We start from the raw sequence: 22,168 nt of genomic DNA, 5'->3' as shown, positions 1-22,168 counted from the left end.
TGCTCCCGCGGCACTTGGCATACAGGATATCCGGCGCCGGTGAAGGCGTGCCCGGGATGGATGCCAAACGAAAAACGCGGGCCCAAGGACCCGCGCTTCGCGACGTTCACGCTGTTTGTGGGAGCCGCTCAGTAGGGGCGGCCGTAGAGCGGCGAGGTCGGATCCAGGCGATCGACGAAGGAGAGGTCGACGTTGCGGATCGCGCTCGAACGGGCGCCGATGAACGGTCCGTTGGTGATCGGGTCCGGCAGGATCCCGCGGCCGAAGCGGTCGGTCGGGCCGTAGGGCGGGGTCAGCTGATTGGACGCTGCGATCAGGTAGGGGTTCAAAGCCGGATTCCGCGAACCGCCGGCACCCGGGACGTTCGAGGTGAGCGGCACATTGCCGGCATCCAACCAGCTGCGCGGGCGCACCCGGATCGGGAGCGGGCGGCTGACCCGGTAGATTGGGCCGGAAACGAAACCATCCTGCGCCTCAGCCGGCGCGGAGGCCAGAACGCCGAGGCCGGTGGCGGCGACAACGCCGAGAAGGGCGATCTTGAGCGAGCGCATGGCCAACCTTGTGTATGAGTGCCATCAGTATGGCGACCGAAGCTTAACAGTTCGCCGCCTTTGACAAGAAGACGCTTGGGCGAGGCTGTTGTTCCGCCCTTATGGCTGAGCTTGTGCGATTTGCCACACTGTGGCCTCATTTTTTATTTTGCGGCCGTCGGATTAACGATCCGGTCCGGCTCGAAGGTTCCGCGCCGGCTGTCGCCGGGCAGGCGCTCGCGGGGTCGGGCACGGCAGCGAAGGCCGCCGTCGTGTCGGGATCGGCAAGATCGACGAGGCTCAGCGCATCCAGCAGGCAGGCCACGGCCTGCGGTTCCGGAGGATGGCCGAGGGGGGCGCAAAGCCATCCATCGAGCTGAAATCCCGTCTCCCGGGTGACGAAACCCGTGCAGGTCCGCTGCGTCGGTCCGGCGAAGGTCATCTCCAGGGTCTCGACCGCGCCGAACCGGGTCCGGATCTGGCCGCGGGCTCCGGTCCGCGCGACCGCTAGGGCAGGGCGGTCGAGGGCTGGGCCGTTGGCGGCCCGCCGGGCCATCAGGACGAACAGCGACGGCGGCGGTCCGGTGAGCGTTCCGCGAGTGAGGACGATCCGCAGGGCAGGCGCCTCGATCGCAGCCACATCGCCGCGCATCAGCGTGTCCTCGCGCAGGCCCGTCCGTGGATCGACCCGGGCGGCGACCCGCACCGGATCGGGCCCAGGCTCGGCGAGGCCGAACCGGGCGGGCGCGATCGCCGGCTGCGCCGGCGAAGCCCGGACGGACGGCACGAAGGCGGTCTCGAGATCCGGAGCGCGCTGGATGCCGGGGAGGGGGGCGGGCAACCGGGCGAACACGCACACCAGGGCGATCGCGGCCGATGCCAGCGCGAGACGCAGGCCGAGGGATCCCGGTGACCAGCCTGCGCGTGCCGCGGGCGGGCGGAGTCCGACTCGATCGACGAGGGGCGCTGTTCCGATCAGCATCGTGCTCCGTACCGAAGGCGGGACGCGGGATTGGGCGGTCAGCCTCGCACGGCAGGACTGCATGCCCGTTCCCGGACCGGGTCCGTCACCGGATTCCTCCGCGCAGGGTGAATCAGGCGTTGCGCGGTCGTCGGCCTTGACAGCATGGGCACATGCGCGCCTTGCTCGGCGCGGCCGTCGCCCCCACCTCCGCTGAGGACGGGGTCTGCGGCCGCGCCCGTTTTGCGGGCGCGTCCGGCACGAACGATCCTTCGGCCGATTTTGCTGGCAGGAGCGCGGCACCCGGATCGATCGGGGTTTTCCGCGCGGAGACAAGAGATGGGTTACAAGGTCGCCGTCGTCGGCGCCACGGGCAACGTGGGCCGCGAGATGCTCGATATCCTGGCCGAGCGGGCCTTTCCCGCCGACGAGGTCGTGGCGCTGGCCTCGCGCCGCAGCCAGGGGCAGGAAGTTTCCTACGGCGACAAGACGCTCAAGGTCAAAACGCTCGACACCTACGACTTCACCGACACCGATATCTGCCTGATGTCGGCCGGCGGCGAGGCGTCGAAGGAATGGTCGCCCCGCATCGGCCAGCAGGGTTGCGTGGTCATCGATAACTCGTCGGCCTTCCGCTACGACGCCGACGTGCCGCTGATCGTGCCCGAGGTGAATGCCGACGCGGTGGTGGGCTTCACCAAGCGCAACATCATCGCCAACCCGAACTGCTCGACCGCGCAGCTGGTCGTCGCGCTCAAGCCCCTCCACGAGGCGGCGACGATCAAGCGCGTCGTGGTCTCGACCTACCAGTCGGTCTCCGGCGCCGGCAAGGAGGCGATGGACGAGCTGTTCAACCAGACCCGCGCCGTCTTCACCGCCGGCGAGATCAAGCAGGGCGGCAAGTTCACGAAGCGCATCGCCTTCAACGTCATCCCCCACATCGACGTGTTCATGGAGGATGGCTACACGAAGGAAGAGTGGAAGATGGTCGCCGAGACCAAGAAGATGCTCGACCCGAAGATCAAGCTGACGGCGACCGCCGTCCGCGTTCCGGTCTTCATCGGGCACGCGGAAGCGGTCAACATCGAGTTCGAGCGGCCGCTCTCGGCCGAGAAGGCCACCGAGATCCTGCGCGCCGCCCCCGGCGTCCTGGTGATCGATAAGCGCGAGAACGGCGGCTACATGACGCCCCACGAGGCGGCCGGCGAGGATGCGACCTACATCTCGCGCATCCGCGAGGACGCGACCGTGGAGAACGGCCTGAACCTCTGGTGTGTCTCGGACAACCTGCGCAAGGGCGCGGCCCTCAACGCGGTGCAGATCGCCGAGATCCTGGTGAACCGCAAGCTCCTGAACCGGGCCAAGCGCGCGGCCTGAGGCCGGTCCTCCTCCCGGCGGGAGGAGGAGCCAGAACCGAGATCCTTGGGACAACGTCCCTAGGATTTGTCACGCGCCCGTCATCGTTCAGGCTCACGCCGCAGACCGGATCACGTGGAGATTCGGTATGCGGCGTTTCTTTGTGTCCTGTCTCGTCGGTCTGTCGATCGTCGGCGCGGCTCAGGCTCAGCCGCAGCCTCGGAATGTCGTCCTGTTCATCGCGGACGGGCTCCGCGACGGCATGGTGAACGCCGTGAACGCGCCGGCGATGGACAGCCTGATGAAGGCCGGGGTGCGGTTCACCAACACGCACTCCCTGTTCCCGACTTTCACGATGCCGAACGCCACCGCGATGGCGACCGGCCACATGCTCGGCGACACCGGCCAATTCGGGAACACAATCTACACGGCCTTCCCGGTCCCCGGGGCCGGAGAGAGCCTCACGCCGTTCCTGGAGAGCGACCCCGTCCTCGGCGACGTCGACGCGCATTTCGCCGGCAACTACCTCAACGAGGAGACGATCCTGCGGGCGGCTCACGCCCAGGGGCTCTCCACGGCCAGCATCGGCAAGCTCGGCCCCTCCCTGATCTTCGACCACACGGCGCGCTCCGGACAGGACAGCATCCTGGTCGACGACAGCACGGGCCGGCCGAGCGGCATCCCGCTGAGCGACGACCTGTGCACGCGCCTGGATGCGGCCGGGCTTCCGCTGCAGGCGCCGACGCGGGGCGCCAACGGCCTGGCCGGAACCGCCGATTCGCCCGGGACGCTCGCCGCCAATATCGAGCAGCAGGGCTACTTCACCGATGTGGCGACGAAGGCGGTCCTACCGCTGTTCAAAGCCCGCGGAAAACCCTTCGTGCTCGTCTACTGGTCGCGCGATCCCGACGGGACGCAGCACAATCAGGGCGACAGTCTCGGCCGGCTCGTCCCGGGGATCAACGGACCGACGAGCCTCGCGGCGATCCGCAACGCGGATGCCAACTTGGCCGCGCTGCTCGGCGCACTGAAGGCGCTCGGTCTGGCGGAGACCACGGATGTGATCGTCACCTCCGATCACGGCTTCTCCACCATCTCCAAGGAGAGCGGGACCAGCTTCGCCGCGTCGCAGGCCTATAAAGGGGTGCCGAAGGGCCAGCTTCCGCCGGGCTTCCTCGCCATCGATCTCGCGCATGATCTCGGGCTCGGCCTGTTCGATCCGGATGCCAGGGGCATCAGGCTCGCCGCCGACGCCTTTCCGAGCCGGGCCAACGGCCTGATCGGCGCGGATCCGGCCAAGCCCGAGGTGGTGGTCGCGGCCAATGGCGGCTCGGATCTCGTTTACCTGCCGAACGGCGACCGGGCGCTGGCGCGCCGCGTGGTCGACGCCCTGGCGCGTCAGGACTACGTGAGCGGCCTGTTCGTCAGCGCGACCCTCGGCCCGATCCCGGGAACGCTGCCCCTCTCAGCGATCGCCCTCGACGGGTCGGCGCTGACGCCGATGCCGGCCATCGTGGTCAATTTCCGGAGCTTCTCGACCGGCTGCGCCGATCCGACCACCTGCGGGGTCGAGGTCTCCGATACCGGGCTGCAGCAGGGGCAGGGCATGCACGGCAGCTTCTCCCGCGCCGATACCCGGAACGTCATGGGCGCGGCAGGGCCGAGCTTCCGGGCGGGCCTCGCGAGCGCGGTGCCGGCGAGCAATGCCGACCTCGGCAAGACCATCGCCCAGCTCCTGGGCCTCACGATTCCCGGCAAGGGCCGGCTGGTCGGCCGCGTCCTGACCGAGGCGTTGGCCAATGGCAGCACGCCGACCTTCGCCCGGGCGGAGCTGCGCTCGGAGCCGGACGCCGCCGGCCACGTGACGGCGCTCGCCTACCAGACGGTGGGCGAGATCCGCTACTTCGATGCCGCCGGGTATCCCGGCCGCACCCTCGGCCTCGACAACAGTCCTGCCGTGTCGGCCGCCGCGGAGGCGCACTGAGCGTCGCACCGTCCGGCCCGCGGGGCGGAGCGCAGGGAACGCTGTCCAACCCATACCCCTCGTCCCGAGAGACCCGCGTCCGCGGGCTTCGAAGGCGATCTCCAGAGAGCACGGCGCTCCCTGGTCTGCTCCGTCGAGACCCCCGCTGGGCTGCAGGCCCTCAGGCCAAGGATGGCGCGGACGGGTGGGCGTGCGTTGCCGCCTGGTCCGACTACGCCATGCCGAGGGCCTGCATGTAGAGCTCGAGGATCGCCTCCTGCTCCTGGCGCTCGCTGTGATCCTGCTTGCGGATGCGGAGGATCGTGCGGACGGCCTTCGCGTCGAAGCCCCGGCCCTTCAGCTCGGCGAACACCTCTTTGATGTCGCCCATGATGCCGGCCTTTTCCTCCTCGAGGCGCTCCAGGCGCTCGATGAACTGCTTCAGCTCGTCGGCGGCTACGCCCTCGGCCGACGAGACGTCGCCGCCGGGCCGCTGCGCGGCGGTGGGCATCGAATGGGCGTTCATGGGGCTCTCCCGAATGCACGGCGCGGTTGCGCCCTGGACCCGTGGTTAATGGGCCGGCCTTACTGGAAGCTTAGCCGATTCGCTGCCTGCCGGCCGCCGCCTCAATGCTCCTTGGCCTGCGACGCCGCGAAGCCCGCCTGCTGCTGCGGGGTTGCCTCGGTCTGGAAGCGCGCCTTCCACTCGGCGTAAGGCATCCCGTAGACGGCCTCGCGGCTCTCGTCCTTGGTCAGCGGCACGCCTGTCTCATCGGCGGCGTCCTTGAGCCAGTTCGACAGGCAGTTCCGGCAGAAGCCCGCCAGATTCATCAGGTCGATGTTCTGCACATCCGTCCGATTGCGCAGATGCGCGACGAGGCGGCGGAACACCGCGGCTTCGAGTTCCGTCTGGGTCCGGGGATCGATCGCGCTCATCGGTGGCAACTCTCTTCAGGTCGGGCGGCCCGCTCCCGATTTCGGGAGCGGCCGGACGGAGATCAAGCCGCGAGGAGCGGGCGAAGGATGCGGGCGAAGCGCGCGGCCCACTCGGCCTGTCCGTCCGCGCCGGCAATCAGATCCTGGCGGATCTCCACGAGGGCGTTGGCGAGGCCCCGCGCGGTGGCGTGACGGTCGATCGTGTCGCCCGGCAGGCCGCCGCCATACGGCTGGTTGTCGCCGACGGTCAGCCCGGCGGGATCCGCCTCCAGCGCGCGGATGAGGGGGCGGGCAAAGCGCTCGTCCCCGTCGTACAGGATGCCGACCTGCCAGGGCCGCGCGATGCCGCGCCAGTAGGGCGTGAAGCTGTGCAGGGTCAGGAGCACGGGCGGACGGCCGGCCGCCGCGGCGGCGGCGATCGCGTCGTCGATGGCCGCGTCGAACGGGGCGTAGAACCGGGCGATCCGCGCCTGCTTGCCGGCCTCGTCGATCCGGGCATTGCCCGGAACCACGGCGCCGTCTGACAGGCGCATCACCAGCGTCGGGTCGGCGCGCCCGCGATTCGGGTCGATGATCAGCCGCGAGAAGTTCGTGAGGATCGCCGGGGCCCCGAGCTGCGCCGCGAGGCTCCGCGTCACTGCCGCCGCGCCGATATCGTAAGCGATGTGCCGGGCGTATTCCGACTCCGGCAAACCGAGCTCGATATCCGGCGGCACGAAATTTGAGGCGTGATCGCAGGCGATGACGAGGCCGCAGGCGGGGTCGCCGGGGATGATCTCGCAGGGATGCGCGGGCGGGAGGGCCGTTTCTGTCTCCGGACGGGTCACGGGGCTCCGAGGTCTTCAGATCTGTGCGAGGGCGCGGATGGCGCTTGCCGTCGCGCGGCCGCTCGGGCAGATCACCTATCAAGGATCGTGCGCTCACGGCAAGAAACGGGCCCGCCGCCCAGGGAAGAAACGGGCGGGGAGTGTGCGACACAAACAAGAGAGGAGCCCGTTCGACGCCATGACCGAGACCGTTCCGCCCGTCGCCGATGCGGCCATCCGGGATCAGCGCGCGCTCCTCGACGCGATTCTCACGGCCGCGATCCGCGCCGCCCATCCGGATCTCTGCCTGCCGCCCCACCTGCCGGAGCCGAGCCCCGGACGTCTGATCATCCTGGCGGCCGGCAAGGCCGCCGGCAGCATGAGCGCCGTGGCGAGCCGGTTCTACCGCCGGCAGCATGGACTCGGCGACGACCGGATCGTCGGCCTCGCAGTGGCCCGCCACGGCTACGGCCAGGACGCGCCGGGCATCCACATGGTCGAGGCGGGCCACCCGGTGCCCGACGAGGCCGGCATCTCGGCGACCCGGGAGGCCCTGCGGCTCGCCACCGAGGCGGGGCCGGACGACGAGGTCCTGGTCCTGCTGTCGGGCGGTGGCTCGGCCAACTGGATCGCCCCGGCCGGCGACCTGACGCTCGTCGAGAAGCAGGCGATCACCCGGGCGATGCTCCGCTCCGGCGCGCCGATCGGCGAGATCAACACGGTGCGCAAGCACATCTCGCGGATCAAGGGCGGACGCCTCGCCCTCGCGGCCCGCAACGCCCGGCGCATCCTGACGCTGGCGATCTCCGACGTGCCGTTCGACGATCCGGCGGTGATCGCGTCGGGCCCGACGGTGCCCGATCCGTCCACGCTCGCCGATGCCCGCGCCATCTGCGAGAAGCGCGGCATCCCGCTGCCCGAGGAGGCTTCGCGGCTCCTCAACGACCCGAACAACGAGACGCCGAAGGCCGGCGACCCCGCCTTCGCCCGCGCCGAGTACCGGATCATCGCCCGGCCGATCGACGCCCTGAATGCCGCCGCCGAGGCCGCCCGCGCGGCCGGCTACGAGCCGATCCTGCTCGGCGCCGATCTCGAAGGCGAGGCCCGCGAGGTCGCTGCCGAGCACGCGGCCGAGGCCAAGCGCCTCAAGGCCGAGGGCCGGCGCGTGGCGCTGATCTCCGGCGGCGAGCTCACCGTCACGATCCGCGGTGAGGGCCATGGCGGCCCGAACCAGGAATACGCCCTGGCGCTGGCGGTGGCCTTGGACGGCGAGCCCGGCATCTTCGGCATCAGTGCCGATACCGACGGGACCGACGGCGGCCGGGGCCTCGCCACCGACCCGGCGGGCGGCCTCATCGATCCGACGACCCTGGAGCGGGCCCGGGCCGCCGGCCTCGACCCGGCCGCGATGCTGGAGCAGAACGACTCCACCGCGTTCTTCGCGGCCCTCGGCGACCTCGTGAACCCCGGTCCGACCTGTACCAATGTCAACGACTGCCGCATCATCCTCGTCAACTAGGTCGCGCGTCTCGGCGGCTCAGCTCCTCCCGGCAGTCACGGTCCTCGGCCTCGCGCTCCTCGGCGCGAGCCCCGCCCGGGCGGATCTGCGCCTGTGCAACCAGACCGCCAGCAAGGTCGGGATCTCGCTGGGCTATCGCGACCCGCAGGGCTGGGTGACGGAGGGCTGGTGGGATCTGGCGCCGAAGGCCTGCGAGACGCTTCTCAAAGGCGCGCTGGCGGCGCGGTTCTACTACGTGTTCGCAGTCGATTACACGCGCGGCGGCGAGTGGAGCGGCCGCTCGCTGATGTGCACCCGTGATTCGGAATTCACGATCCGCGGGATCGAGGATTGTCTCGCCCGCGGCTACGACCGGAACGGCTTCTTCGAAGTCGATACCGGCGAGCAGAAGAGCTGGACCATCCAGCTCACCGATCCCAACCGGGCCGAGGCGCCGGCAAAACCGTAACGTGAAGGCGGCGGCCTTGACGCTGTCCGGCGCGGGATGCTCACACCCGTGGCCAAACCCTTGAACCGGCGGCGCTTCATGCTGCACGGCAACGAACAACCGGAGGAATACGCTTGAAACGGTCACGCCGCACGAAGATCGTCGCCACCCTGGGCCCGGCCTCCGATTCGCCGGAGATGATCGAGCGGCTGTTCCGCGCGGGCGTCGACGTGTTCCGGCTCAACATGAGCCACCTGCCGCGCGAGAAGCTGCCCGAGAAGGTGGAGGCGATCCGCACCATCGAGCGGGAGGCCAAGCGGCCGATCGGCATCCTGGTCGACCTGCAGGGGCCGAAGCTGCGGCTCGGCACCTTCGCGGAGGGGGCCGCGATGATCGAGGCCGGCGCCACCTTCGTGCTCGACGGCGATCCGACGCCGGGCGATGCCGCCCGCTGCCACCTGCCGCATCCCGAGATCCTCGAGGCGCTGGAGCCGGGCCACGCCATCCTGCTCGATGATGGCAAGCTCCGGCTGACGGTGGTCGAGACCTCGCACAACCGCGCCGTGACCCGCGTCGAGGTCGGCGGCCGGATCTCGAACCGGAAGGGCGTATCCCTGCCGCATACGGTGATCCCGGTCCCGGCGATGACCGACAAGGACCGGGCTGATCTCGATGCCGGCCTGAACGCGGGCGCCGACTGGATCGCCGTCTCGTTCGTCCAGCGGCCCGAGGACGTGGCCGAGGTGAAGAAGGTCTGCGCCGGCCGCGCCCTGGTGATGGCCAAGATCGAGAAGCCGCAGGCGCTGGCGCGCCTCGACGAGATCATCGAGATCTCCGACGGCCTGATGGTCGCCCGCGGCGATCTCGGCGTGGAGATGCCCCTGGAGCAGGTCCCGGGGGTGCAGAAGCGCATCACCCGCGGCGCCCGGCGCTACGGCAAGCCGGTGGTCGTGGCCACCCAGATGCTCGAATCGATGATAACGGCTCCGGTCCCGACACGCGCCGAGGTCTCGGACGTCGCCACGGCGGTCTACGAGGGGGCGGATGCCGTGATGCTCTCTGCGGAGAGCGCCTCGGGGGCCCACCCGATCGGGGCCGTGGAGACCATGAACCGCATCGCCGAGCAGGTGGAGCGGGACGCGATCTACTGGTCGATCATCCGGGCGCAGAGCGCGACCCCCGACGAGACGGCCGCCGATGCCATCGCGGCGGCCGCCCACCAGATGGTCGATGCCCTGAACCTCGACGCGATCATGGCCTGGACCAATTCCGGCTCCACGGCGCTCCGCCTGTCGCGCGAGCGCCCGAACGCCACCGTGATCGCGCTGACACCCCGGCGCGAGACGGCGCGGCGCCTCGCCCTGGCCTGGGGCACGCATCCGATCGTCACCAAGGATGCCAGCGACGTGGACGACATGTCCTTCCGCGCCGCCAAGTTCGCCGTCCGCGAGAAGTTTGCCGCGGTGGGCGACCGGGTGATCGTCGTCGCCGGCCTGCCGTTCGGCACGCCGGGCGCCACCAACCTCGTGCGGCTGACCTTCATCACCCGCGAGCACGCCGAGAAGGCGTGAGGCGGCAGGCCTCCAGCACTGCCGGCATCCCGATTGCGATCGGGATGCCGGCAGCCGACGCGGCGGGATCTTGCGCGGACAGCAATTCTCAAAACCGGGCTTGCCACCGTTGCCCCGGGACGAGGCGGACGTACGTGTCCTGACCGGCCCGCGGTTCAATGCGCGACGGCCGGTTCCGAACCGGCCGCATTGGTCGCCGCGGCCAGCCGGATAATCTCCTCCGTGACCCGCTCGGCGGCGACATACTGGAGCATGTGGCCGATGCCCGGCAGCAGCACGAGCCGCGCCCCCGGGATCGCCCGCGCGAGCGGCACCGCCTGCGCGTCGGCGCGGACGATCGGGTCGGCCTCGCCGGAGATCACCAGGGTCGGGATGTGGATCCTGCCGTAGCGCGGGCTCTGCGCCGCGAGGGCTCGCGACAGGCCGAGCAGATCCTGGACGTTGGCGAGCAGCGTCTCCGGTCGCAGAACCAGGTCGGATCTGGCCAAGTCCGGATAATCCGCCTGCGCGGGCTGCGGCTTGAAGACCCGGCGCGCCGCCTCGGGCAGGAACCGACGCGCGATCGGCGGTCCGATCGTCCGGCTGAGCACCCACGCCACCGGGGGCTTTATGGCGAACCGCCAGTACCACGGCAGATCCGGCATCCGGTCCGGCATGGGCATCGCCACAGGCGCGGCGAGGGCGAGAGCGGAAACCCGCTCCGGATGATCCAGGGCGAGGGCCAAAGCGAGGGCGCCGGCCCAGGAATGACCGAACACCACCGCCGGCCCGACGCCCATGCGGTTCAGCGCTTCCGCGATCATCCCGGCCTGCACGGAGGGTGCCGCGGCGTCGCCGCCGGCAATCCGGTCGCTCCATCCGAATCCCGGCCGGTCAAAGGCGATCACCCGGAAGCCCTGCGCGGCGAGGCGGCGGCCGATCCCCTCCATAGGATCCGACGCGTTGGCCGAGGCCCCGTGCAGGAGGACGACGGGCGGCCCGTTCGCCGGGCCGTCCTGCAGGGTCGCGAGCCGCCCGCCGGTGATCGTCACGAACGGACCCGCGGGCGGGTTGGCCGCGCCGACCCGGAGCGTGATCACCAGCGCCGCCAGGGCCCCGATCGCCAGAACGAGGCCGGCGAGGGCGAAGGGCAGGGCAAGGAGGGTCAGGAGGACGGCGATCACCCGGGTCACAGGTCGCGGCCGTCGACCTCCGGGGTGAGGCGGTTGATCGCCTCGCCGACCTTCTCCATCTGCGGGTAGAGCGCCTTCGCCCGCCGGAACGCTGCCAGCGCACGCGCCTTGTCGTCGAGGGATTCGTAGATCCGGCCCATGGCGGCCCAGGCCTCGAAGTGGCGCGGCTCCAGGACCAGGGCCCGCCGCAGATCGGCCAGCGCATCGTCCTTGTCGGTAAGCAGCCAGAACACCGTCGCGCGGCGGTTCCAGCCCTCCGACCAATTCGGTTCGAGGGCGGTGACGCGGTCCATCAGCTCGGCCGCCAGGGGGAAGTCGTGGGCGGTGACGGCCTGGCGGGCGCGGTCGGTCAGCAGGTCGACGGTCGGGCTGCCGGATCCGGCCATGTGCCGCTCGATCAGTCGCGCGATGCCCTTGGCCTCCGCTGGATCCTCGCTGGCGCGCAGGCGCGCGAACAGGTCATCGAGGCTCGGCGGCTTCGGTGCCGGCTTCGCTTCGGCGGTCGGCCGGCCGGGCCGGGTCGATTGCGGCGCTGCCTCGGCCGCCGGCAGTGTCGCCGCGAGGGCCGGCAGGCAGACCAGGGCGGCTATGAGACGGGTCGGCATCATGCAGCCAGACTGTGCGCCGTCGCCACGTCCGTCAACGTGCCGCGGTGCCGCGCGCACGCGGAAACGGCCGCACCCGGTGGACACGGCCGTTTCCTCGATCGGTGCCGTTCTCCGTCCGGCCTCGGCCGGTCGGAACGGTCTCAGCCCTGGCGGGCCTTGAAGCGCTTCTGGGTCTTGTTGATCACGTAGACCCGCCCCTTGCGGCGCACGAGCTGGTTGTCGCGGTGGCGGCCACGCAGGGACTTGAGGGAGTTGCGGATCTTCATCGGTCTTTCGAGCCCGGAGGGCCGTCCATCAGTAAGGGATCGGGAACGTAGCCTTGAGGCAGGACGCGCAGTCGCGTCCGGCGATCACGGCTCACGCATCGCGGGATGGCGCGGCCATATCAGGAGTCGCCCCCACAAGGCAAGGCGCAGCGGGCATCGTGCTGCCGGTCCTGCTCAATGGACGCTGTCGAGATCCGGCACCGCCGGTGCGATCACGAGCTGCCGGCCGATCTGGTGCAGCAGCATGTCGAGGAGCGGTTTCAGACGGTCGAAACCCGGCCGGGAGAGGCCATTCTCCGCAGCCGTGTACAGGGCCAGCGCCATCTCGGCGACCTGATCGATGCCGCCGGCGGCGGCATCCGTCGCGTAGAACGCCGATTCGTCGAGAAAGCCCTCACGGCTGCACGCGGTCACATCGATGACGATCCCGTGGGCCTCGTCCACGACGCCCTCGGCGTTCCGGATATACCGGCCGCGCACGAGCACCCAGCGGACTTCGCCGGGTACCGGTACGGTCCGGTACTGCGCGATATACAGGCCGCCCTCGCGGCGAAGGTCAGCGATGATGCACCCGATCCGTCGCCGGTCCTCGGGATGGATGTGCTCCAGGAACGCCGCGAAGGGCGTCCCCCGGCCGCCTTTCGGCCGCGGCAGGCCCAGGACCGTCGCGGCGGCGGCGTCGCATTCGAGGACGTCGTCGGCGATGTGCCAAGTCCAGGTCCCGACATCCGATTCGGCCAGGGCACGCATCCCCATGCGGCCGCTCCGCCGCTTCGTGTGCACACCGACGCCCACAGACTCGATCTCCAGGTCCGTCCGGACGCTTTGCCCGGCCGACTTATTTGGTCGACACAATACTGGGACTGCCGAAACGGCACAACGCATGGGAGTGACAGATCAGGATGGTGTTCGAGGGTAGCGACGCCATCAGGAACGATAGTAAACGCCGGTCAGCGTGCCCTTTGCGAGGACGTGCCCGCGCATCGCATCGATCAGTGCGCCCCGGCCCGGCGCCTCGGCCAGGGCGAGAGACTGCCGCAGCGCGAAGATCTGGAAGACGTAGTCGTGCGGCCCGTGGCCCGTCGGAGGATCCGGCGGCAACCATTCCGCGCGCAGGAAGCTGTTTTGGCCCAACGCGTGGCCTGAGCCCGGGTGCCCGGGGCTCGCCAAGGCACCTTCGGGCAATTCGGCCGGCTCGGGCGGGATCGCCCAGGCAATCAGGTGGACCAGCGGACGCGGCGTCGGGCTCCCGGCGTCCTCGACGAGGATCACCAGGGCAGCGGTGCCCGCGGGCAGGCCGCTCCAGGCGAGCGGCGGGGACACGCCCGCACCGTCCGCGGTGAAGCGGGCCGGCATGTCCGCCCCGTCCGCGAAGGCCGGACTGGTCAGCGTCACGGTGTCGGCAATGTCGGAGAAGTCCGAATGGACCGCCGTCTTGTCCCGGCCGGCCTTCAGGCCCGACAGGGCTTCGCCGACCGCCCCGGGGATTTTCTCAAGCATCGCCGCGCCCTCCGTCCCGTCTCCAACGGCGGGGGACGCAACCCGTTCACGCAGAGCGTTCGGCCGCGACCATATAGTTCACGGCCGTGTCGCGGCTCGTGCGCCAACCATCCGTGAGCGGGTTGTAGACGACCCCCACCGTGTCGGTGACGGCGAGCCCTCCCGCCCGGATGGCGCGGGCGAGTTCGTCGGGCGTCACGAATTTCTGCCAGTCATGCGTGCCCCGCGGCAGCCAGCCGAGCACGTATTCGGCGCCGACGATGGCCAGCGCGAAGGAGCGCAGAGTCCGGTTCAGGGTGGCCCCGAACAGCAGTCCGCCGGGCTTCACCCCCGCGCAGGCGGTCCGCACGAAGGCCGGCATGTCGGAGACGTGCTCCACCACCTCCATGATCAGCACGGCGTCGAAACGCTCGCCGCCGGCGACCACCGCTTCGATGGTCGCGCCGCGATAATCGACCGGCACGCCCGCCGCCTCGGCATGGGCCCGGGCCACCGCGATGTTCTGCTCGGCCGGATCGAGCCCGGTCACGCGTGCGCCGAGCCGGGCGAGGGGTTCCGAGAGGACGCCGCCGCCGCAGCCGACGTCGCAGATCGAAAGCCCGTCCAGCGGAAAGGGCGCGCGCGGATCGCGTCCGAACCGCCGGCACAGGGCGTCGCGGATATAGGCGAGCCGCACCGGATTGAACCGGTGGAGGACGCGCATCGGGCCGGTCTCGTCCCACCACGTGGCGGCGAGCGCATCGAAGCGCGCAACCTCACCGCGGTCGACGAACCCGTCCGTGGCCCGATCCGTGGCCCGATCCGTGGCTGCCCTGTCCATGCGCGTTCCGTCCTCATGCCGGCGCCGCCCCGATCCGGTCCGCCCCTCTATCCGGGCTGGCCGGGTAGGCCGGATCCGCCGCGATGCGTCGTGTCCGCGCTCTAGCATGGAGATCGCTCGGAAGTCGCCGCGGCGCGCGGGCGCCATGCTTGGCCGGTTGTTGACACTCTACCGAGCCGCTTGTACCCGCCGGGCACCATCCGGACCGGGCTGCAGCGGTCCGTCCAATCGCCACCGGGAACCCGCGACCGAGAGACCATGCCCCGTCTGGTGATGAAATTCGGCGGCACCTCCGTCGCCAACGTCGACCGCATCCGCAATGTGGCGCGCCACGTCGCCCGCGAGGTGGCGGCCGGCTACGACGTTGCCGTGATCGTCTCGGCCATGTCAGGCAAGACCAACGAGCTGGTCGACTGGGTCAAGGACGCGAACGCGCTCTACGACCCGCGGGAATACGACGCCGTCGTGGCCTCGGGCGAACTCGTCACCGCGGGCCTCCTGGCGATCGCCCTCCAGAAGGACGGGGTCAAGGCCCGCTCCTGGCAGGGCTGGCAGATTCCGCTCGTGACCTCGGACGCCCATGGCTCGGCGCGGATTGCCGAGATCGATCCCAAGAACCTCGAGGCGGGTTTCGCAAAGGGCGAGGTCGCGGTGATCGCCGGCTTCCAGGGCGTCCATGCCGAGACCGGCCGCGTGACGACGCTGGGCCGTGGCGGCTCCGACACCTCGGCGGTGGCGGTCGCGGCCGCGATCGGGGCCGAGCGCTGCGACATCTACACGGACGTGGACGGCGTCTACACCACCGATCCGCGCATCGTGCCGAAGGCCCGCCGCATGGAGCGGGTGACCTTCGAAGAAATGCTGGAGATGGCCTCGCTGGGCGCCAAGGTGCTGCAGGTCCGCTCGGTGGAGCTTGCCATGGTCCACCGGGTGCCGACCACGGTCCGCTCCTCCTTCGATCCGCCGGACGCCGCGCGCCCGGGCACCCTCATCTGCGACGAGGACGACATCGTGGAACAGCAGATCATCACCGGGATCGCCTTCTCCCGGGACGAGGCGCAGATCACCCTGCGCCGTGTCAAGGACAGCCCCGGCGTGGCCGCCGCGATCTTCGGGCCGCTGGCCGACGCCAACATCAACGTCGACATGATCATCCAGACCGTGTCGGGCGACCAGTCGACCACCGACATGACCTTCACGGTGCCGGCTTCCGAGTACCAGCGCTCGCGCGCCATCCTCGACGAGGCCCGCACGCAGATCGGCTACGCCCAGATCGAGGGGGCCACCGATGTCGTGAAGGTATCGGCGATCGGCGTCGGCATGCGCAGCCATGCGGGTGTGGCCGCCAAGGCGTTCAGGGCGCTTGCCGAGAAGGGGATCAACATCCGCGCGATCACCACCTCGGAGATCAAGTTCTCCGTGCTGATCGACGCCGCCTATACGGAGCTTGCCGTGCGCACGCTTCACTCGCTATACGGCCTGGACCAGGCCTGAGCCTGGGACGACGCGGGTTCGAGCGGGTCGCGTGGTGTGAACTAGACAGTCACGGGCCGATCCGCCGATCTCAGAGCGTCTCTGGGACCAGCGGTCCGGTCCATCCGGTGCCAGCCGTCCCGGGTTTGGCGCCAAGGTTGCAGGGTGGTCGACGCCAAGGCCACTCACCGACGCTGGAACGACGAACCGATGCCCGCTGCGCCCGGAGGCCCGCGCCTGCTGCTGCGCCGCCTCCGCGAAGCGATGGCGGAGCCGGTCAGCCCCCAGGCGCGCCTGGATCGCATCGTCGTCCTGATCGCCGCCAATGTCGTGGCCGAGGTCTGCTCGGTCTATGTGCTGCGCGATGACAACACCCTCGAACTGTTCGCCACCGAGGGCCTCAACCGCGAAGCGGTCCACCAGACTCGCATGCGGACCGATGAGGGCCTGGTCGGCCTGATCGCCCGCACGGCGGAGCCGCTTTCCCTTTCGGATGCGCAGAACCACCCGGCCTTTTCGTACCGTCCGGAGACCGGCGAGGAGGCCTATCACGCCTTCCTGGGCGTGCCGCTGCTGCGGGCGGGCAACACGCTCGGCGTCCTGACGGTCCAGAACAAGACCTATCGCGTCTACTCCGAGGAGGAGATCGAGGCGCTCCAGACCACCGCCATGGTGCTCTCGGAGATGATCGCCTCGGGCGAGCTCGAGGGGCTGGCCCCCGATGCCGGCACCGCGGCCCGCCGCCCGGTCCTGGCGCGGGGCATCGCGCTGGCCGACGGCATCGGCCTCGGCTACGTGGTGCTGCACGAGCCCCGCGTCGTGGTGAAGACGCTGATCGCCGAGAACGTCGACCGCGAGGTCGCGCGCCTCGACGCGGCCATCGAGGAGGTCCGCTCGGCGATCGACGCGCTGGTGGAGCGCGGCGACCGGATCGGTACCGCGGAGAGCCGCGAGGTTCTCGAGACCGTCCGAATGTTCGCCCACGACAAGGGCTGGCTCCGGCGCATGCGGGAGGCCGTGGCGTCGGGCCTGACCGCAGAAGCCGCGGTCGAGCGGGTCCAGTCGGACAACCGCGCGCGGATGATGCGCCAGTCGGATCCGTATCTGCGGGAGCGGCTGCACGATCTCGACGATCTCGCCAACCGCGTCCTGCGCACCCTGATCGGCTCCGAAGCGGCCGGAACCATGGTGCTGCCGGAGAACGCCATCCTGGTGGCGCGCACCATGGGTCCGGCGGCCCTCCTCGACTACGAGGCCTCGACCCTGCGCGGCATCGTCCTGGAGGAGGGTGGTCCGACCAGCCACGTGGCGATCGTCGCCCGGGCGCTGGGCATCCCGGCCGTGGGCGAGGTGGAGAATGCCACCGCCCTGTGCGACGCGGGCGATGCCATCATCGTCGACGGCGTGGCCGGCGAGATCCATGTCCGGCCCGGTCCCGAGGTCGAGGCCGCCTATGCCGAGATGGTGCGCCTGCGCGCCCGGCGGCAGGAGCAGTATCGGGCGCTGCGGGACGTGCCCGCCCAGACCCGCGACGGCGTGCGCGTCGGCCTGCACCTCAATGCCGGCCTGCTGGTCGATTTCAGCCACCTGCAGGAGACGGGCGCCGAGGGCGTGGGCCTGTTCCGCACCGAGCTGCAGTTCATGGTGGCGCAGCGCATGCCGTCGGCGGCCGAGCAGGAGGAGCTGTACCGCAAGGTCTTCGCCGCTTCCGCAGGCAAGTCCGTCACCGTCCGCACCCTCGACATCGGCGGCGACAAGATCCTGCCCTACATGGCCAAGCTCGAGGAGGAGAACCCCGCCCTCGGCTGGCGGGCGATCCGCATCGGCCTCGACCGGCCGGCTTTGCTGCGCATGCAGCTGCGCGCCCTGCTGAAGGCCGCCGACGGCGACCCGCTCAAGATCATGTTCCCGATGGTCGCCACGGTGGACGAGTTCGTGCGCGCCCGCGGCATCGTCGAGCGGGAGAAGGCCTACCTGAAGCGCCACGGCTACCGGCTTCCCACCGATTGCCGCCTCGGCGCGATGATCGAGGTGCCCTCGCTCCTGTTCCAGATCGACGAGATCGCCCGGGAGGCCGATTTCCTGTCGGTCGGCTCGAACGACCTGATGCAATTTCTGTTCGCTGTGGACCGGGAGAATCGCCGGGTCGCCGACCGCTTCGATCCGTTGAGCGTGGCGGCCCTCCGCGCCTTCCGGCTGATCGCCGAGCGGGCCAACGCGGCCTCCTGCCCGGTGACGGTCTGCGGCGAGATCGGCGGCCGCCCCCTCGACGCCATGGCGCTGATCGGCCTCGGCTACCGGCAGCTGTCGATGTCGCCGGCCGCGATCGGGCCGGTCAAGGCCATGGTGCTGAGCCTCGATGCGGGTGCCATCGCCGAACTCATCGACGCCGAGATGGCGCGGATGCATGACGGCGACTCCCTGCGCCCGGCGCTCACGGCCTTCGCGCACGCCCACGGCATCCCTATTTAACCGCGACCCTTGCCGAACATTCGGCCGGGGTTGTACGGCAACGCCACGACGCTTTCGGCCGACGCGCCGCGGCTTCCGCTCTCGAACGGAAGGGGCGTGGATTTGGGGGAAGTCCTGCCGGGTCACGGTCCCTCCAAGCCACGCGTCTCTTCCCCCCGAGACGAGACCCGCGCCCAGCCCGGAACGGCACGCGCAGACCTGCAGAAACACGGGCGATGATCCCCTTTCCCACCGAGCGCCTCGACGCCATCCTGGCGCGGCACGACATCGTCACCGCGCAGCTCGGCTCCGGCGAGATCGACCCGGAGACCGTGGTCCAGCTCTCCCGCGAGCTGTCCGACCTCGACCCCGTCGTGGCGGCGATCCGCGGCTACCGCGCGGCCCTGGACAACCTCGCGGGCGTCGAGGCCCTCATCGACGAGCCGGGCACGGATCCGGAGATGCGGGCCCTCGCCGCCGATGAGAAGCCGGAGGCGCAGGAGGCGCTCGAAGCCGCGCACCGGGCCCTGCAGGTGCTGCTCCTTCCGAAAGACGCCGCCGACGAGAAGAGCGCGATCCTGGAAGTCCGCGCCGGGACCGGTGGCGACGAGGCGGCCCTCTTCGCTGGCGACCTGTTCCGGATGTACGCCAAATACGCCGAATCGAAGGGCTGGCGGGTCGAGGTGATCTCCGAGAGCGAGGGCACGGTCGGCGGCTTCCGCGAGGTCGTGGCCGAGGTGAAGGGCCGGGGCGTCTTCGCCCGCCTCAAGTACGAGAGCGGCGCTCACCGGGTGCAGCGCGTGCCCGACACCGAGACGCAGGGGCGGATCCACACCTCCGCCGCCACCGTGGCGGTACTCCCGGAGGCCGAGGAGGTCGACATCCACGTCAACGATGCGGACCTGAAGATCGACACGATGCGGGCCCAGGGCGCGGGCGGCCAGCACGTCAACAAGACCGAATCGGCGATCCGCATCACCCACCTGCCGACCGGCATCGTGGTGTTCGTTCAGGAGGAACGGTCGCAGCACAAGAACCGCGCCCGTGCGATGGCACTGCTGCGCGCACGGCTCTACGACGCCGAGCGCAGCGTGAAGGATTCGGCCCGGGCGGCCGATCGGAAGGCCCAGGTCGGCTCCGGCGATCGCAGCGAGCGGATCCGGACCTACAATTTCCCGCAAGGAAGGGTGACCGATCACCGGATCAACCTGACCCTCTACAAGCTCGAGGAGGTTATGGCCGGGACGGCCCTCGACGAGGTGGTCGACGCCCTGATCACCGAGCATCAGGCGGAGCTGCTCGCCGCCGAGGGTATGGCCTGAGCCATGTCGTGATGCCGGCCGCGATGCAGAACAGATCGCGCCGCGAGGCGCTGCGTGCCTGCACGGCGCGGCTGCAGGCCGCGGGCGTCGTCGAGGCGGCGGGCGATGCCCGGTTCCTCCTGCTCGGAATCCTCGGCCTGGAGACGCGCGACCTTCTGATCGAGGGCGAGCGCCGCGTCAGCGCGGACGAAGCCGCGGCCCTCGACGCGGCGCTCGCCCGGCGCCTCGCCGGCGAGCCGGTGGCCCGCATCCTGGGCGCCTGGGAGTTCTGGGGCCTGCCCTTCCGGCTCGGTCCCGACACCCTGGTGCCGCGCCCGGACACCGAAATCCTGGTCGAGGTCGCGCTGGCGGCGGTGCCCGACCGGACCGCGCCGGTGCGCTGCCTGGACCTCGGCACCGGAACGGGCTGCATCCTGACGGCCCTTCTCTCGGAACTGCCCCGGGCCAGCGGGGTCGGGCTCGAACGCTCGGACGGGGCCCTGCGCGTCGCCCGGGACAATGCCGTCGCCAACGGCGTCGGCGACCGGGCCCGCTTCGTCGTCGGCGATTGGTGCGAGGCCCTGAGCGGGACCTTCGACCTCGTCGTCTCGAATCCGCCCTACATCGCCCAGGACGTGATCGCGACCCTCGACCGCGAAGTCCGCATGCACGATCCGGCGGCGGCCCTGGATGGCGGCGTGGACGGTCTCGACGCCTACCGGAGAATCCTCGACGGTGCGGCTGGGCTGCTCGCCCCGGGCGGCAGGCTCGTCCTGGAGATCGGCTACGATCAGGCCTCGGCGGTGCGGGCCCTTGCATGCGCGGCGGGCTTCCCGGATCGGGGATTGACCCGCGACCTCGCCGGCCGCGACCGCGTCGTGAGTTTCGACCGGCCACAGGGTCTTTTATCCGGCCACAGGGATGCCTAAGTCAGGGTCGAGCATCGCGTCACCGAAAAATTGCTTGTTGCATCAACCGGGGAACGCTAGAGTCGGCTTGAAGATCGCGAACCGTCCGTTAAGACGGACGGCTGTAAGGTCGGTGGTGACCATGGGTCGCCGATTGGTTCGCTGATCCCCCTTAACCGTCGAACCAGAACGCGCCGGTGCCAGCGCGGCGGTGCGACACAATCGAACCTGACAATCAACTGAGGATCGGCGGCTTTAACCGGGCGCCCGCTTCGAGGGATGGTCAGGCAGACGCGCGGACCGAAGAGCGGTCGCACGCGCGGCGCCGCCGGATGCGCTTGGCCGGACTGCGCCAGGAGATCCGCCCGGGCGCCTCCGTAGACAGTCGTTTGCGTGAACGAGGGTCATTACAGACCGATGAGACCAAACCAGAATCGACGGATGCGCGGCCGGAACCGGCCGAAGGGTCCGAATCCGCTGACGCGCTCGTACGAATCCAACGGTCCCGACGTCAAAATCCGCGGCACGGCGCAGCACATCGCCGACAAGTACGCGCAGCTTGCGCGGGATGCTCTGGCGGCCGGCGATCCAGTTGCTGCTGAAAACTACTTCCAGCACGGGGAGCACTATTTCCGCATCGTTTCCGGTGCCCAGGAACAGAATCGCCCGGCTAATACCGCCGGTTACGCCAGTCGTCCCTATGATGACGACATGGAAGAGGGCGACGACGAGGCCCAGGGCAACGGCGGATCGCAGAACGGTCACGGCTATAGCGGCTATGATGACGCCGATCCCGGCCAGCAGCCGCAGCCCTACGAGGGTCGTCAGGACGGAAACCAGGACGGTCGGCAGGGCCGTGACCGGTTCCAGAACCGCGATCAACGGCGGTTCGACAACGGCGGGCGCCAGGATTACCGGCGTCAGGACCAGCCGCGTCAGGACTATCAGCGCCAGGATTATCAACGGCCGGACTATCGGCAGGAGAACCGGCAGGACCGTCAGGATTACGGGCGTCCGGATTATCGCCAGGAGCGTCACGACGGCCGGCAGGACCGCCAGGACGTCCGGCAGGACCGCCAGGACGTCCGGCAGGATCCTCGCCAAGATACGCGCCAGGATGCTCGGCAGAATGATCGGCAAGACGCCCGCCAGGACACGCGCGGCGATCAGGGGCGTTACGAGAGCGGCCGCAGCGAGGCTCCGCGGTCCGAAGCCCGGCAGGAAACGCGTCTTGAGGGGCGGCCCGAGCGGGCTCCCCGCGGCGAGGCCGGACGTCAGGGCGAGACGGCGCCCCGCCGTGAGCGCCGCCGCGAGCCTGCGCCTGTCGTGGAGGCCGAGGAGCCGACCGGCCTGCCGGCATTCCTGATGGCCCCTGCGCGTCCCGCCCCGCCGGCTGAACCGTCGCCTGCTTCCGAGCCGGAGGCTGCGGCCGAGGAAACTCCGGCCGCCAAGCCCCGCCGCCGCCGCCGCCCGCGTTTCGAGAGCGCCGCGGACGAGGGCAGCGCCAACACGTCGCCGGCAGACGTGCCGACCGAGTGAGCGAAAGCTGCAGGAAGCACTGAAGAGAGGCCGTTCCGGGCAACCGGAGCGGCCTCTGTCG

General features: G+C 70.2%; 21 protein-coding genes. 10 read left to right on the top strand and 11 right to left on the bottom strand.

Annotated features, from left to right (window positions below; genetic code table 11):
* Nucleotides 1–128: 128 nt before the first annotated feature.
* Both A3862_RS01685 and A3862_RS01680 read right to left on the bottom strand, forming a co-directional pair.
* Nucleotides 129–551: a hypothetical protein gene (locus tag A3862_RS01685; protein ID WP_043350497.1), complete on the bottom strand. Its 423-nt coding sequence runs from the start codon at nt 549–551 to the stop codon at nt 129–131.
* Between the two features lie 136 nt (nt 552–687).
* A complete protein-coding gene (locus tag A3862_RS01680) occupies nt 688–1,512 on the bottom strand; it encodes a hypothetical protein (RefSeq protein WP_236961661.1) in 825 nt (274 codons plus the stop codon).
* A gap of 318 nt (nt 1,513–1,830) precedes the next feature.
* Between A3862_RS01680 and A3862_RS01675 the strand changes: the two genes are divergently transcribed.
* Entirely contained in the window at nt 1,831–2,868 is a 1,038-nt protein-coding gene (locus A3862_RS01675; RefSeq protein WP_043380306.1) for an aspartate-semialdehyde dehydrogenase, read from the top strand.
* Nucleotides 2,869–2,995: 127 nt separating this feature from the next.
* Nucleotides 2,996–4,831 carry an alkaline phosphatase family protein gene (locus A3862_RS01670; protein WP_043755002.1) on the top strand — a complete coding sequence of 612 codons (1,836 nt, stop codon included), beginning with the start codon at nt 2,996–2,998 and terminating at the stop codon, nt 4,829–4,831.
* Nucleotides 4,832–5,042: 211 nt separating this feature from the next.
* On the opposite strand, the gene A3862_RS01665 is transcribed toward A3862_RS01670, so the two are convergent.
* The 3 genes from A3862_RS01665 to A3862_RS01655 form a co-directional block, all read right to left on the bottom strand.
* Complete coding sequence (locus A3862_RS01665; protein ID WP_026604676.1) at nt 5,043–5,321, bottom strand: DUF2312 domain-containing protein; 279 nt, start codon at nt 5,319–5,321, stop codon at nt 5,043–5,045.
* A 116-nt stretch (nt 5,322–5,437) separates the two neighbouring features.
* Nucleotides 5,438–5,746, bottom strand: coding sequence for a DUF1244 domain-containing protein (locus A3862_RS01660; RefSeq protein ID WP_043755005.1), 309 nt, complete (start codon nt 5,744–5,746; stop codon nt 5,438–5,440).
* Between the two features lie 62 nt (nt 5,747–5,808).
* The gene (locus tag A3862_RS01655) at nt 5,809–6,573 is read right to left on the bottom strand and encodes an N-formylglutamate amidohydrolase (protein WP_043755009.1); all 765 of its coding nucleotides are present in this window, start codon (nt 6,571–6,573) and stop codon (nt 5,809–5,811) included.
* A 178-nt stretch (nt 6,574–6,751) separates the two neighbouring features.
* Here A3862_RS01655 and A3862_RS01650 point away from each other — a divergent pair, with 178 nt between their 5' ends.
* From A3862_RS01650 to pyk, 3 genes are all read left to right on the top strand, one after another.
* Nucleotides 6,752–8,071: a glycerate kinase type-2 family protein gene (locus A3862_RS01650; RefSeq protein ID WP_043755012.1), complete on the top strand. Its 1,320-nt coding sequence runs from the start codon at nt 6,752–6,754 to the stop codon at nt 8,069–8,071.
* Complete coding sequence (locus A3862_RS01645) at nt 8,037–8,519, top strand: DUF1036 domain-containing protein (protein WP_075381519.1); 483 nt, start codon at nt 8,037–8,039, stop codon at nt 8,517–8,519. Before A3862_RS01650 ends, A3862_RS01645 begins: the two co-directional genes overlap by 35 nt.
* 113 nt (nt 8,520–8,632) lie before the next feature.
* The gene (pyk, locus tag A3862_RS01640) at nt 8,633–10,069 is read left to right on the top strand and encodes a pyruvate kinase (RefSeq protein ID WP_043380293.1); all 1,437 of its coding nucleotides are present in this window, start codon (nt 8,633–8,635) and stop codon (nt 10,067–10,069) included.
* A 155-nt stretch (nt 10,070–10,224) separates the two neighbouring features.
* Here the strand turns inward: pyk and A3862_RS01635 are convergent, their stop codons facing one another.
* The 6 genes from A3862_RS01635 to ubiG form a co-directional block, all read right to left on the bottom strand.
* Complete coding sequence (locus A3862_RS01635; RefSeq protein WP_043380290.1) at nt 10,225–11,241, bottom strand: alpha/beta fold hydrolase; 1,017 nt, start codon at nt 11,239–11,241, stop codon at nt 10,225–10,227.
* On the bottom strand, nt 11,238–11,849 hold the full coding sequence (locus A3862_RS01630; protein ID WP_100793875.1) for a tetratricopeptide repeat protein: 612 nt from the start codon (nt 11,847–11,849) through the stop codon (nt 11,238–11,240). The genes A3862_RS01635 and A3862_RS01630 overlap by 4 nt, the downstream gene beginning before the upstream one ends.
* 140 nt (nt 11,850–11,989) lie before the next feature.
* On the bottom strand, nt 11,990–12,115 hold the full coding sequence (ykgO, locus tag A3862_RS01625; protein ID WP_003601867.1) for a type B 50S ribosomal protein L36: 126 nt from the start codon (nt 12,113–12,115) through the stop codon (nt 11,990–11,992).
* Between the two features lie 174 nt (nt 12,116–12,289).
* Nucleotides 12,290–12,871, bottom strand: a complete 582-nt coding sequence (locus A3862_RS01620) for a PAS domain-containing protein (RefSeq protein WP_210281323.1) — start codon at nt 12,869–12,871, stop codon at nt 12,290–12,292.
* Between the two features lie 171 nt (nt 12,872–13,042).
* On the bottom strand, nt 13,043–13,615 hold the full coding sequence (locus tag A3862_RS01615; protein ID WP_043755018.1) for a YbhB/YbcL family Raf kinase inhibitor-like protein: 573 nt from the start codon (nt 13,613–13,615) through the stop codon (nt 13,043–13,045).
* A 46-nt stretch (nt 13,616–13,661) separates the two neighbouring features.
* Nucleotides 13,662–14,435: a bifunctional 2-polyprenyl-6-hydroxyphenol methylase/3-demethylubiquinol 3-O-methyltransferase UbiG gene (gene ubiG / locus A3862_RS01610; protein ID WP_043755022.1), complete on the bottom strand. Its 774-nt coding sequence runs from the start codon at nt 14,433–14,435 to the stop codon at nt 13,662–13,664.
* 258 nt (nt 14,436–14,693) lie between these two features.
* On the opposite strand from ubiG, the gene A3862_RS01605 reads away from it, so the two are divergent.
* The 5 genes from A3862_RS01605 to A3862_RS01585 all read left to right on the top strand — a co-directional run bounded on the left by A3862_RS01605 (nt 14,694) and on the right by A3862_RS01585 (nt 22,107).
* A complete protein-coding gene (locus A3862_RS01605; protein ID WP_043755028.1) occupies nt 14,694–15,929 on the top strand; it encodes an aspartate kinase in 1,236 nt (411 codons plus the stop codon).
* Nucleotides 15,930–16,118: 189 nt separating this feature from the next.
* On the top strand, nt 16,119–18,380 hold the full coding sequence (gene ptsP / locus A3862_RS01600) for a phosphoenolpyruvate--protein phosphotransferase (RefSeq protein ID WP_043380280.1): 2,262 nt from the start codon (nt 16,119–16,121) through the stop codon (nt 18,378–18,380).
* Nucleotides 18,381–18,595: 215 nt separating this feature from the next.
* The gene (gene prfA / locus A3862_RS01595) at nt 18,596–19,681 is read left to right on the top strand and encodes a peptide chain release factor 1 (protein ID WP_111473161.1); all 1,086 of its coding nucleotides are present in this window, start codon (nt 18,596–18,598) and stop codon (nt 19,679–19,681) included.
* Between the two features lie 23 nt (nt 19,682–19,704).
* Complete coding sequence (prmC, locus tag A3862_RS01590) at nt 19,705–20,589, top strand: peptide chain release factor N(5)-glutamine methyltransferase (RefSeq protein ID WP_236961659.1); 885 nt, start codon at nt 19,705–19,707, stop codon at nt 20,587–20,589.
* Between the two features lie 420 nt (nt 20,590–21,009).
* Nucleotides 21,010–22,107, top strand: a complete 1,098-nt coding sequence (locus A3862_RS01585; protein WP_111473159.1) for a DUF4167 domain-containing protein — start codon at nt 21,010–21,012, stop codon at nt 22,105–22,107.
* Nucleotides 22,108–22,168 lie beyond the last annotated feature (61 nt).

The organism is Methylobacterium sp. XJLW, from assembly GCF_003254375.1.
Classification (GTDB): Bacteria; Pseudomonadota; Alphaproteobacteria; order Rhizobiales; family Beijerinckiaceae; genus Methylobacterium; species Methylobacterium fujisawaense.
The sequence above is the reverse complement of the archived record's forward strand: the minus strand, read 5'-3'. Positions and strand labels throughout refer to the sequence as shown.

Coding starts and splice junctions, on each gene's coding strand:
- A3862_RS01685 (WP_043350497.1), bottom strand. CDS start 551: ATGCGCTCGCTCAAGATCGCCCTTCTCGGCGTTGTCGCCGCCACCGGC.
- A3862_RS01680 (WP_236961661.1), bottom strand. CDS start 1,512: ATGCTGATCGGAACAGCGCCCCTCGTCGATCGAGTCGGACTCCGCCCG.
- A3862_RS01675 (WP_043380306.1), top strand. CDS start 1,831: ATGGGTTACAAGGTCGCCGTCGTCGGCGCCACGGGCAACGTGGGCCGC.
- A3862_RS01670 (WP_043755002.1), top strand. CDS start 2,996: ATGCGGCGTTTCTTTGTGTCCTGTCTCGTCGGTCTGTCGATCGTCGGC.
- A3862_RS01665 (WP_026604676.1), bottom strand. CDS start 5,321: ATGCCCACCGCCGCGCAGCGGCCCGGCGGCGACGTCTCGTCGGCCGAG.
- A3862_RS01660 (WP_043755005.1), bottom strand. CDS start 5,746: ATGAGCGCGATCGATCCCCGGACCCAGACGGAACTCGAAGCCGCGGTG.
- A3862_RS01650 (WP_043755012.1), top strand. CDS start 6,752: ATGACCGAGACCGTTCCGCCCGTCGCCGATGCGGCCATCCGGGATCAG.
- A3862_RS01645 (WP_075381519.1), top strand. CDS start 8,037: ATGTCAACGACTGCCGCATCATCCTCGTCAACTAGGTCGCGCGTCTCG.
- A3862_RS01630 (WP_100793875.1), bottom strand. CDS start 11,849: ATGATGCCGACCCGTCTCATAGCCGCCCTGGTCTGCCTGCCGGCCCTC.
- ykgO (WP_003601867.1), bottom strand. CDS start 12,115: ATGAAGATCCGCAACTCCCTCAAGTCCCTGCGTGGCCGCCACCGCGAC.
- A3862_RS01620 (WP_210281323.1), bottom strand. CDS start 12,871: ATGGGGATGCGTGCCCTGGCCGAATCGGATGTCGGGACCTGGACTTGG.
- A3862_RS01615 (WP_043755018.1), bottom strand. CDS start 13,615: ATGCTTGAGAAAATCCCCGGGGCGGTCGGCGAAGCCCTGTCGGGCCTG.
- ubiG (WP_043755022.1), bottom strand. CDS start 14,435: ATGGACAGGGCAGCCACGGATCGGGCCACGGATCGGGCCACGGACGGG.
- A3862_RS01605 (WP_043755028.1), top strand. CDS start 14,694: ATGCCCCGTCTGGTGATGAAATTCGGCGGCACCTCCGTCGCCAACGTC.
- ptsP (WP_043380280.1), top strand. CDS start 16,119: ATGCCCGCTGCGCCCGGAGGCCCGCGCCTGCTGCTGCGCCGCCTCCGC.
- prfA (WP_111473161.1), top strand. CDS start 18,596: ATGATCCCCTTTCCCACCGAGCGCCTCGACGCCATCCTGGCGCGGCAC.
- prmC (WP_236961659.1), top strand. CDS start 19,705: ATGCAGAACAGATCGCGCCGCGAGGCGCTGCGTGCCTGCACGGCGCGG.
- A3862_RS01585 (WP_111473159.1), top strand. CDS start 21,010: ATGCGCGGCCGGAACCGGCCGAAGGGTCCGAATCCGCTGACGCGCTCG.